At 37.2% G+C, this 11,903-nt stretch carries 9 protein-coding genes; 5 read left to right on the top strand and 4 right to left on the bottom strand.

Annotated features, from left to right (window positions below; translation table 11 throughout):
• Window positions 1-49: 49 nt before the first annotated feature.
• Both qoxA and JMM81_RS18875 read right to left on the bottom strand, forming a co-directional pair.
• Window positions 50-958: a cytochrome aa3 quinol oxidase subunit II gene (gene qoxA, locus JMM81_RS18880; RefSeq protein WP_256243092.1), complete on the bottom strand. Its 909-nt coding sequence runs from the start codon at window positions 956-958 to the stop codon at window positions 50-52.
• A gap of 573 nt (window positions 959-1,531) precedes the next feature.
• Window positions 1,532-3,163 carry an ABC1 kinase family protein gene (locus JMM81_RS18875; RefSeq protein WP_256243091.1) on the bottom strand — a complete coding sequence of 544 codons (1,632 nt, stop codon included), beginning with the start codon at window positions 3,161-3,163 and terminating at the stop codon, window positions 1,532-1,534.
• 253 nt (window positions 3,164-3,416) lie between these two features.
• Here JMM81_RS18875 and JMM81_RS18870 point away from each other — a divergent pair, with 253 nt between their 5' ends.
• Both JMM81_RS18870 and JMM81_RS18865 read left to right on the top strand, forming a co-directional pair.
• On the top strand, window positions 3,417-5,183 hold the full coding sequence (locus tag JMM81_RS18870; protein WP_256243090.1) for a SulP family inorganic anion transporter: 1,767 nt from the start codon (window positions 3,417-3,419) through the stop codon (window positions 5,181-5,183).
• 54 nt (window positions 5,184-5,237) lie between these two features.
• A complete protein-coding gene (locus JMM81_RS18865) occupies window positions 5,238-5,588 on the top strand; it encodes an ArsR/SmtB family transcription factor (protein ID WP_256243089.1) in 351 nt (116 codons plus the stop codon).
• A 116-nt stretch (window positions 5,589-5,704) separates the two neighbouring features.
• Here JMM81_RS18865 and JMM81_RS18860 read toward each other — a convergent pair whose 3' ends face one another.
• Window positions 5,705-6,493 carry a TIGR00266 family protein gene (locus JMM81_RS18860; protein WP_256243088.1) on the bottom strand — a complete coding sequence of 263 codons (789 nt, stop codon included), beginning with the start codon at window positions 6,491-6,493 and terminating at the stop codon, window positions 5,705-5,707.
• A gap of 393 nt (window positions 6,494-6,886) precedes the next feature.
• Between JMM81_RS18860 and JMM81_RS18855 the strand changes: the two genes are divergently transcribed.
• Window positions 6,887-7,351, top strand: coding sequence for a nucleoside deaminase (locus JMM81_RS18855; RefSeq protein ID WP_256243087.1), 465 nt, complete (start codon window positions 6,887-6,889; stop codon window positions 7,349-7,351).
• Between the two features lie 27 nt (window positions 7,352-7,378).
• Window positions 7,379-9,118, top strand: coding sequence for an adenine deaminase (ade, locus tag JMM81_RS18850; RefSeq protein WP_256243086.1), 1,740 nt, complete (start codon window positions 7,379-7,381; stop codon window positions 9,116-9,118).
• A 22-nt stretch (window positions 9,119-9,140) separates the two neighbouring features.
• Here ade and JMM81_RS18845 read toward each other — a convergent pair whose 3' ends face one another.
• Window positions 9,141-10,151, bottom strand: a complete 1,011-nt coding sequence (locus JMM81_RS18845; protein ID WP_256243085.1) for a LacI family DNA-binding transcriptional regulator — start codon at window positions 10,149-10,151, stop codon at window positions 9,141-9,143.
• A 796-nt stretch (window positions 10,152-10,947) separates the two neighbouring features.
• Here JMM81_RS18845 and JMM81_RS18840 point away from each other — a divergent pair.
• Window positions 10,948-11,898, top strand: a complete 951-nt coding sequence (locus JMM81_RS18840; RefSeq protein WP_256243084.1) for a sugar kinase — start codon at window positions 10,948-10,950, stop codon at window positions 11,896-11,898.
• Window positions 11,899-11,903 lie beyond the last annotated feature (5 nt).

Below are 11,903 nucleotides of genomic sequence, written 5' to 3'. Positions count from 1 at the left end.
CTAGTTATTTGATCTTAAAAAAGGTTTGAAATCAAGTATTCATTCATTCTTAATGATTACTATGATCGTCAGCTTCCATTGAATCAGAGTGTTCCTCGTTTGAATCTGCGTTTACCTTATCAGAATCTCCATGATCATGTTCAGGAGGCGGCATAAACTCTAAATGAGTCCCCGTAAATGTCATCCGCCCAAGGTGACCAGGTTCTAATAGTTCATCAAATTTTTCTTCAGTAAGAGGTTCAGCTCTGTCTTTCACTTCTTGTACCCATTCAGCAAATTCAGCAGGGGACATTGCTGTTACATTGAACATATTTTCAGCAAATCCTTTTCCACTAAAGTTTGCATTACGTCCCATATACTCACCTGGTTCATCAGCTGCTAAATGCAATGTAGTGACCATATCAGACATCGCATATTTTTGTCCTCCAAGCTGTGGAACCCAGAAGCTTGTAATCGGTCCGTATGAATAAAGTCTAAATTCTAGCGCTCGGTCTGTTGGAATATAAAGGTAGTTAACGGTTTCAATATCTTCCTCTGGATAACTAAAATGCCATTTCCAGTTTGACGATGAAGCGTAAACCACTAATGGTGCTTGATCCTCATATCCTTCCGGTGTTGCTTCAACAATATAGTTACTTTGAACAGATACAAAGGAGAAGTAGGCAACAATTAATACCGGAATACCTACACAAATCGCTTCAACCCATACGTTCCCTTCAATGTGAGGTGGTTCATAATCTGGACTTTGATTTGAAGCACGATACTTAATTAATACAAATACTAAAATTGCAAAAACAACAATGACAATAACAGACATAATTCCAATTGATAACATGATATCTCTTGCTTGTCTTTCAGCTTGAGGCCCTTTAGGATCTAAAACCATTAATGGCTCACAACCCGTTAGAACCGTGGCAATAGCAAACATCGCCATGAATAACGCCCATTTCAATTTCATACTAATACCCCTTTCTTTTAAACTATTAAAATATATTTTTTATTAGCTAAAACATAAATACTTAATAAACAAACCCTCAAATGTTCAAAACGAAAAAAACCTAAATTCCCATTGCCTAATAAAAGAATTTTTAAAGTTTTTTGCATTTGTTCGTAAGTGTGTAACTTAAATCACATTCATAAAAGTTATCTTATGCTAGTTTATATTAACATCATCGTTATGATAATAACATAGCTTCACCATTATAATTGTTACAAATTTCGTAAGGGAAAAATTTACAATTTATACCCGAACAGAATTTCTATTTATCTCTCTAACTATTGAAAATTCGATTATATCAGCACTTTACTGGATGAATCCGCTTTCAAATTAATAAAATTAATAGAGATATCTATATAAGAACCAGGTAATATATTACATCAAATAATATTGTAATATATAATTTTTATTATTACTACTATTAAAATAGAAAAGTCCGGAAAAATAACTGTAAACTAGTAGCATGCAAACAAAAAAGAAGATGAACACGTCAAATAGATTTGTGTTCACCTTCTTCTTTCTATTTACTTTCTATTATCTATTCAAAAGACGTCGATGATGAATTAACATTCTTATATAATAAATCATGCTAATGAGGAAAAGTCCGGAACTTCCGTATAAAAGATAAAGTTGATTGAAAAAGAAACTAACATATACCAGCACACAGCTAAGCAGCCCAAGAAGAAAAGCATCCTTTTTTCTTGAAACCACCATTTCGTGCTTCATCTTCAATTTCTCGCTTGCCTTTTGCCATTCACGATTCTTTCTTGGTTCATCGAATACTTGCTGAATCTGATTTGGTAATGAAATAAGCGGCTTTAATGTAGATTTAACAAAATTTAATACGGTCGTTTTTGTTCCTTCTTTGTTACCCTTTAACCAGCTCAAAACAATCGGCTTGCACATCTCTAATAAATCCATCTTAGGATCTAAACTATATAAAATACCAATAAAGGTTGAGATGGCTCGTCCTAAAAAGGCATACTCACTTGGAAGCTGAATGGGCTGATTATTCACTAGTTTTTCAATGTCCCTCATAATCTCTTCAATAACCCTAGTATCATTTGCGTTTAACCCATTTTCACTATAGGTCTCAGTCAAAATCCTTAATAATCGCTCAATTTCTCTCTTATCCGCATGTGGAAGTAGAAATCTCATTGCTTCAATGGAATCGACTACTTTCTCGTAATCCTTCAAAAAGATCCCTATTACAATATCACGTATATGCATGGCGTCCTGTCTCTTGATGACTCCAACCATTCCAAAATCAATTAGAACAAGCGTGCCATCAGATTTCACCATAATATTTCCTGGATGAGGATCTGCATGGAATTTCCCCTCTTCAAGCAGTTGCCCTAAGAAACATTCAATCAAAACATTAGCCAACTTGTACTTATCAATCTGATGCTTTTCCAAAAAGTCTAAATCGGTAACTCGGTTCCCTTCCTTCCACTCCATTACCAAAACCCTTTTAGTTGAAAACTCTGGATAGTATTCAGGAATTTCTATTTCAGGAAAATCCTTATATTTCTCTTGAAAGTAATGACCGTTTTCTAACTCTAATTCAAAATTCAGCTCATTTCCAATCACTCTCACAAATTCTCTATAAAATAAAGAAAGATCCATTGAATTCTCTAGTTTTGTAAAACGTTTTGCCATCCACAATACAATTTTTACTGCTCTAAAATCACTATAAATAATCTCGCCAATTTTTGGACGTTGAATTTTGACAGCCACTACTTCACCCGTATGTAAAACACCTTGATAAACTTCACCTATTGAAGCAGAAGCAATTGGTTTTGGACTAAGATCATGAAGAACATTCGTATAAGGCTGCTTCCATTCATCTTCTAAAACCTGTTTCGACTTTTCCCATGGAACAGGAGTAACTTGGTCAAGTAAACCTTCTAATTCTATTATATATGCAGTAGGAATCATATCTTTACGAGTACTTAAATACTGGCCCAGTTTAATCATAACACCTTCTAGGTGCAATGCTTTCTGCTTATAACGGTGAGCCTGTCTCCTAAGTAGCTCCTCCCACTTTTGATCCGTTTGATCTGTCCAATTCTTACGATGCCTTCTTCGGAAAAAAATAATTTCAATAAAAATCCTCACTGCCAGCCACACGATGGTACATATTCTATAGAGGGAGATATACTTCATCCTTAAGACTCCTTCCTAAATGATGTCTATATCCATTGTATACCAATAGAATCCTATTCGCATTTTTCTCTATTCCCATTCTAAACATCTTAATAGATTATAATCCAAAGTGGTCATACTATTGTAACTTTACTTTTTACTTCTCTTCTAACAAAAATACTTTGACAAAAAAGGAAAAACGTTGTAAATTCGTATAACAGTATATTCAAATATACAAATATATAAATATTAAAAAAGAAGAGAAGGGGAAAAAATGCAAGGTACATTTCTTTTTGATGAGAGATTTCAAAATTATAGTTGGAAGGCTTTACAGAAAGATTTTATATCCGGAATTATTGTTGGGATTATTGCGATCCCACTAGGAATGGCTTTTGCGATAGCTTCAGGCGTAAAGCCCGAGTATGGTATTTATACAACAATCATTGCTGGGATTCTCATCTCACTTTTTGGTGGTTCTAAATTTCAAATTGGTGGACCAACTGGTGCTTTCATCCCTATTCTTTTTGGTATTGTGATGACTTACGGATATGAAAATCTTCTTGTAGCAGGATTTATGGCGGGGATCATTTTAGTCTTAATGGGTGTTTTCAAACTTGGCTCATTAATCAAATTTATCCCTCGGCCTGTAACCATCGGCTTTACAACCGGGATTGCGATTACTATTTTTACAGGGCAAATTGCTAACTTTCTTGGTCTGACAGGGATAGAGAGTAAAGAAAGCTTTCTTGCCAATATGACAGAAATATCCAATCGGTTATATACCGTGAACACCTTTAGCGTTGTGACTGCGATTATCTGTCTGATCACGATATTGATCACACCCAAACTTCTACCAAAGGTACCAGGTCCTTTAATTGGATTACTATTATCGACTATTGTCGCAAGCTTATTATACCCAGGACATGTGGAAACGATCGGTACAGCTTATGGAGAAATTTCGAGTTCACTTCCAAAAATGGCCATTCCTCAGGTGAATTTCAGTTTGATCCAACAACTAATTGGACCAGCCTTCGTCATTGCTCTTCTTGGTGGAATTGAGTCTCTTCTTTCTGCAGTTGTAGCAGATGGAATGACAAACAGTCGCCATAAGAGTAATAAGGAACTCATTGGCCAAGGAATCGCCAATATGGTCACTCCCCTTTTCGGTGGAATTCCAGCAACAGGTGCGATTGCAAGAACCGCTACAAATATTAAAAATGGAGCTGTTTCGCCACTATCAGGCGTGATTCATGGGGTTGTTGTTTTGATCGTTTTAATGGTCTTTGCACCCTACGCATCACATATTCCACTTGCCAGCCTTGCTCCCGTCTTAATGGTTGTTGCCTGGAATATGAGTGAAAGACATGTTTTTTCCTATATATTAAAAACAAAAACATCCGATTCTCTTGTATTAGTTGTTACCTTTCTCTTAACCGTATTTGTTGATTTAACGACGGCAGTTGAAGTAGGACTCATACTTGCTGTTGTCTTATTTACAAAACGGATGGTCGATGCTCAGGTCATCGCTAAAGCTTTGCCTAATTTAAATAAGATTAGTAAAAAAGTTGAAACACAAATGGTAGCGGAAGGCCATGACTGTCCGCAGATTACCATTTATAATATAGAAGGACCTCTGTTTTTTGGTGTTGCCCAAACCTTCCAACAAACGATTATGAATACGATCAATCATAAACCCAGGATCCTTTTATTAAGAATGGGAAAGGTTCCTTTTATTGATATAACAGGTGAAGCCCATTTATCGAGTATGGTTAAAGACTTTTCAAAGCATGGTATCGTGATCGTCTCTGGCCTGGGTAGTCAGCCAGAAGAAATCTTAAAGAAAACCGGTTTATACGATGTGATTGGTGAGGAACATTTTTTCCAACATACGGGTGATGCGATTCAATATGCATTGCATCACTTAGATACACAAAAATGCGTTGGTTGTAAACATTTTGCTTTTCATGAATGTACGAGTCTTTCCTGTTCAAAAGAGTTGGTTATAGAAAAGAAAAAGGTATATACTTCAATTAGTCATTAATTTAGGACGTTTCACATAAATAAGCGTCCAACTCTTTAAGGAGCTGGATTTATTATGAATCTTGAAATGCAACAATTTAAAGCGGAGTTCTTTAAGGCCCTTGCCCATCCACTCCGCATCAAAATTTTAGAGGTACTTGCTGAAGGTGAAATGGGTGTAAATGAAATTCAAAGTGCGATTGGAAGCGAAGGCTCTACCGTTTCTCAACAACTAATGGTTTTAAGAAATAAGAACATCGTGGTTGGAACGAAAAATGGCAATCGTGTGATTTATTCATTAAGGGACCCTTTAATCATTGATCTGCTTCAAGTCGCGAAGCAAATTTTTAATAATCACTTAGTGAATGCCATTAGCATGCTAGACAAAATGAATGATCAAGACGACGACGGTTCTGTAGCTGAATAATGAATTTATTTACTTAAACTTTTGTGGTTTTGCCGCGAAACTAAATTTTAATGGTCTTATAAACAAAAACAGGGTTGACGGCTTTTCGCCGATCAACCCTGTTTTTATTATCCTTATTATTTATCACTAAACATATTAAAGAGACCACCAATGCCACCTTCACCTTTTGAGACTCCACCCGTTTGCGGTGCAGCCGCAAATACACGACTGGCTAAGCGACTAAACGGAAGAGATTGAATCCAAACCGTCCCTGGTCCTCTTAACGTCGCAAAGAATAAACCTTCACCACCAAACAAGGTGGTTTTCACTCCTTTTACCATCTCAATATTGTAGTCAACATCGCTCGTCATTGCGACTAAACAACCTGTATCCACGCGAAGAACGTCTCCTGTCTGCAGTTCCCTTTTTATGATCGTTCCACCGGCATGGACAAACGATAGTCCATCTCCTTCAAGTTTTTGCATAATGAAACCTTCACCGCCAAAAAAACCAGCACCCATTTTGCGTTGGAATTCCACGCCGACTGTAACTCCCTTTGCTGCTGCGAGGAAAGCATCCTTTTGACAAATAATTTTGCCGCCAAGCTCACTTAAATCCATCGGAATAATTTTTCCCGGGTATGGAGAAGCGAATGAAACATGTTTCTTGCCTTGACCTTGATTCGTAAAGGTCGTCATGAATAAGCTTTCGCCTGTGATGACTCGTTTGCCAGCACTAAACAGCTTGTCCATTAAGCCACCACCACCACCGGATCCATCGCCGAAAATGGTTTCCATTTGAATTCCATCATCCATCATCATCAATCCGCCTGCTTCTGCTACCACCGTTTCACCTGGGTCTAACTCCACTTCAACAAACTGCATATCGTCGCCATAAAGTTTGTAATCAATCTCATGATTATTCATCATCATTCCTCCGTTTTGAGTCCCAACCATCAGTTTAGAAGGTTGCTATAAGCCTAATTTTATTCTTATTTCTTATTTTATCATGTTCAGTAAATAAAGTGACTCTGTTACTATGTATTCTTGTTAATTTTCTGTTAATTCACTAGTTTAAGTTGGACTGTTTTTTAAACCTGACATTAATAGTAGTATGCGACAAATTCACAAATATTAGCTACAACTTTAATAGAGACAAGCTAGCTACGAACATAGGGGGTTAATCAAACGTTTGATTACATATTCATTTAAAAATCAATGTCAGAATAATTAATAAGGGGGTTCTTTTTCTATGTCATCAATGGCAAAATGTACAAATATAATAAAAATAAGATGTTTAGAGAATAAGGGAGTGAAAAAATGGAGAAATATATGGGGATGGCTGTCAAAACTGCACTTGAAAATGTAACGATTAATAACGGCGGTCCATTCGGGGCTGTTGTCGTAAAAGATGGGAAAATTATTGGGGTTGGGAGAAATCAGGTAACGGCATTAAATGACCCCACTGCCCATGCAGAGGTTCAAGCGATTAGAGAAGCTTGTCAAACCTTACAAACGTTCCAACTTGATGACTGTGAAATTTATACAAGTTGTGAGCCCTGCCCCATGTGTCTAGGGGCCATTTATTGGGCTAGGCCAAAAGCTGTTTACTATGCATGCACACAAAAAGATGCTGCAAAAGTTGGATTTGATGATCAATTCATCTACGAACAGATTGCACTTCCTAAAGACAAACGGACAATTAAAATGGTTCAACTTTCCCTCGAACAAGCAGATTCACCGTTTCAGGCTTGGGCTGCATCTAATAAAAGAATTGCTTATTAAATCTCAATCAAAGTGAGGAGATTATTTATGGACAGTGATATTTTAACAAGGAGAATGGCTGTAGCTGCTGGCCGAGAACCAGCGGATCTTGTCATAAAGAATGGGAAAATCATCGATGTATTTAATGCTGGAATGATTGAAGGAGATGTGGCCATTACTGATGGATATTTTGCTGGGGTCGGAAAATTTGAGGGCAAAAAAGTAATCGATGCAAAAGGCTGCTATGTCTCCCCTTCCTTTATTGACGGCCATGTCCATATTGAATCCTCCATGGTAACACCTCAAGAATTTGCGAAAGTCCTACTTTTACACGGTGTCACTACGGTTATTACAGATCCACATGAAATCGCCAATGTTTCTGGGGTGCAAGGTATACAATTTATGCTTGACTCTAGTGAAGGGCTACCAGTCGATATTTTGTTTATGATGCCCTCCTGCGTTCCTGCTGTGGAGTTTGAGCATTCTGGTGCGATATTAAACATTGAAGAATTAAAACCTTTTTACAGCCACCCTCGAGTACTCGGACTAGCAGAAGTAATGAATTTCCCTGCTGTCAGGGATTGTGAGAGAACAATGATGGAAAAACTCTTGGAAACTACAGTTGCAGGGAAGAAGATTGATGGTCATGCTGCAGGATTGACGGAAAGTGACTTGAATGTCTATATGGCTGCCGGGATTCGAACGGACCATGAATGCACAACCATCGATGAAGCAAAAGCAAGACTGCAAAAAGGCATGTACCTCATGATTCGTGAAGGAACTGTTGCAAAAGATTTGCGTAACCTGATTGGTGTTGTAAATGAACGTAACTCTCGACGCTGCCTGTTTGTGACCGATGATAAACATCTAGACGATTTGCTAGAAGAAGGAAGCATTGACTATAATGTAAAGCTTGCAATCCGTGAAGGAATTGATCCGATTACCGCTATCCAAATGGCGACGATTAACACAGCAGAATGTTTTGATCTTAACGACAAAGGAGCGATTGCACCGGGGTATCAGGCCGACTTTTTATTGATTGATGACCTAAAGGAAATGACGATTCAGCAAGTTTTTAAAAATGGAACAGCCTTAATGGTTAATGGAGAAATATCTAGTTTTGCTGAGAATACTATAGAAGTACCTGATAGTTTAAGTAAGACGGTGTCCTTTCATGAATTAAAAGTCGAGGATTTACAAATTCCTCTTAAAGAAAATAAAGCCAATATTATTGGGATTATACCAAATAGTCTTCTTACCCAGCATTTAGTAGAAGAAGTAGATGTTAATCAGATAGGAATGTTCCAACCCTCTACTAAAAAGGATCAACTAAAGTTAACCGTAATCGAGAGACATCATATGACAAAACATATTGGATTAGGTATCGTTAAAGGATTGGGATTAAAGGATGGGGCTATCGCGTCAACCGTTGCCCACGATTCTCATAATCTCATTATCGCTGGATTAAATGACAGCGACATTCTCTTTGCCGCTAATGAAATAAAAAGGATGCAAGGAGGATTGGTTGTTGTAAAGAACGGAAAAGTTCTTACCGCTTTAGAATTACCCATTTCGGGTTTAATCTCTCCCCTTTCTTATAAAGAGGTTAACGAACAACTACAAAATCTAAACGTTGCGCTAAAACACCTTGGTGCAAGCGATCATTTCAATCCGTTTTTAACACTCTCATTCCTCGCACTGCCGGTTATCCCAGAATTAAAACTGACGGTACAAGGACTATTTCATGTTGGAAGGTTTGAACATATTAATACAGATGTAATTGTTTGAACTATCCACCACTTGTCTGCTTTTAACATGACTCCCTCATCTTTAGTTCAGGGGAAAACCGATAAACAATCGGAACTCTCGATTCACTCTCTTTTATAGAACTAAGGATAATTTCTGCTGTTTTTAGCCCCATTTCCTGTGTTGGCTGGGCAATAGTCGTTAACGAAGGATGATAAATATCTGCATATGAAACATCATCAATTCCGATAACAGAAACATCGCCTGGTATCGATATGTTGTTCTCTTTTAAAAAACTAAGTACTTCTTTTAAAACTAGATCGTTCCCTGCAATAATTGCATCTGGTTTTATTTCAGCCTTAAATAGACGTTCTAAATCACCTTTTAATAAAGGAAGGGGATTCGAGCATAACAGTTCTGCATGATCATCAAAATTGAAAAAGGATAGAGCTTTTTTATAGCCTTCAATCCTCTCCACACGAGGAGAGATTTGATGATCAACCGGTTGAGTAAACATAGCAATTCGATCCCGCCCATGCTCCACAAGAGTTGAAACCGCCAAGAAAGAAGCCGCTTCATTATCAAGAAGTACCGTATCGGCAAGGATTCCTTCCATTTTTCTATCAATAAAAACTACCGGGACCTTGTCATTTATTAAACGGCTATATTCTGCGTAGTTGGAACCCGTCGGAAAAATAATTAAGCCATCAACACTTCTTGTAGCAAGTAATTGAATATACCCCCTTTCCTTTTCCGGATCATCATCCGCATTACAAATAATAACCTGCATCCCTTGTTCTTGTAACGTTTGTTCAATGATTCTAATAATCTCTGTAGAAAATACATGGCGAATGTTAGCTACAATAATCCCTACCATCTTTGTTTTTCGCTTTTTTAAATTACTAGCAAAGTGATTGGGTTGAAAATTCATTTCTGCAATAATTCTTTCGATTTTCTCTCTCGTATTTTGACTCATATATTCATACCTTTTATTTAAAAACTGCGAAACCGTACTCTTAGACGTGCCTGCTGCTTTAGCGACATCTTCAATTGTAACCGTTTTACCTTTTTTCATAAGAAAACACCTCCAAAAGGATCCAAAAATAATAGGATAAATTAATACGCTTCCTTAACGCTCTAAAACGTACAAAGCAAAATAGAAAGAAGTTAACTGATGGCCTTTCGTTCTATATAAGTCTAACTTGATTTTCCGACATAAGATTGGATGGGAATACCGCTCCATGTTGAAAAAATCAAATTCGCCCCGCCGAATTTGCGCCCGGATTTTTATCACGCTTCAGAAAGCCACATCCTGTGGCTTTCGCCTGACTAGGACGTCCTGTCCGTCGTCGAGCTCGCTCGATAAATGACCTTTAAAAAATCGAAAGGCTCGCCGGAGGCTTAACTTCATTCAGCCGGGGTTTGAACCCCCACTGAATCAGAGAGCTTTTTGCATTCATCCCCCACTTACAGAAGTGGAGGACTTCTACTGAATGAAGTTAAATGTGATTTATTTATATTTTGATCGTTCTTTTTATTATAGAAGAAAGCAGGAAATTAGTATATTTAGTAATTATATTAGGTTACTTTTTAATATTCCCATTCTTAATTATAGAACTATTGTAAGTATATGACAATAACAGAACTAAAACGTTTTAGTTCATGTGTTAAGGAATCATGATATTAGACTATATTTGATTAGATTATTTAAAAAATACCCAAGAAATGGACACTTTTACAATAAAACCATTCAAATATTAACATCTTTTCATTTGTTCATATTGTAACCGCTAACAAAAGAGTTTATAATATGAACATAAAACGGTTTAGTAATTCCGTGATTAGTCTCATAGAAAGTTGGTGCACATCAAATGATGGATGTCATTACTATAGGAGATGGAATGATTACAATGGATCCGGTTTCAAAGGGACCTCTTCGTTTCTCTCAGATGTTTGAAAGAAAAATAGGTGGCGCTGAACTCAATTTTGCCATTGGCTGTTCACGTCTTGGTTTACAAGCAGGATGGATTAGTAAACTCGGTAAAGATGAATTTGGTAGATATATTCAATATTGTGCTAGAGGAGAAGGAATCGATACATCTCAAGTTGAGTTGATCGAAGGCCACCCTACCTCTATTTACTTTCGAGAAGTACTGGAAGATGGAAACGGAAGATCTTTTTATTACCGTGACAAATCACCTACTTTAACGATGTCAGAAGATGATTTACATGAAGAATATTTTCAAAAAGCAAAACTACTGCATGTTACTGGCGTTTTTCCTTCCATTTGTAGCAATAACCGCAGGATCATCAAGAAAGCGGTTAAACTTGCGAAGCAAAACGATTTACTTGTTTCATTTGATCCGAACATTCGCCTTAAAATGTGGTCAAAAGAAGAAGCACGAGCATTCATTCATGATCTTCTACCAGATGTTGATATATTACTCACTGGCGAAGATGAAGCAGAAACCATTCTTGGAAGTGATTCATTAGAGAACTATATCAAGAAATTCCATGAATTTGGAATCTCAAAGGTTATCATTAAACAAGGTGCCGATGGTTCTATCGGATCAGATGGTATACAAGTATATAATATGCCCCCCATTAAAGCCCGCGCTGTTGTCGATACAGTAGGAGCTGGAGACGGGTACGACGCTGGCTTTATATCAAGCCTTCTAAAAGGGATGTCTTTTGAGAAAGCGCTTCACTTTGCTAATGCTGTAGGCTCTATGGTTGTTAGTGTAAAAGGCGATAATGAAGGACTACCTTATTTTGAAGACGTACAAGCATTTTTAGGAGAAACAGAATTTATTGAACGTTAGATTGC

Source organism: Bacillus sp. V3B (assembly GCF_024494465.1).
Classification (GTDB): Bacteria; Bacillota; Bacilli; order Bacillales; family Cytobacillaceae; genus Bacillus_BD.
Note: the sequence above shows the minus strand (reverse complement) of the source record. Positions and strands in the feature narration are given on the sequence as shown.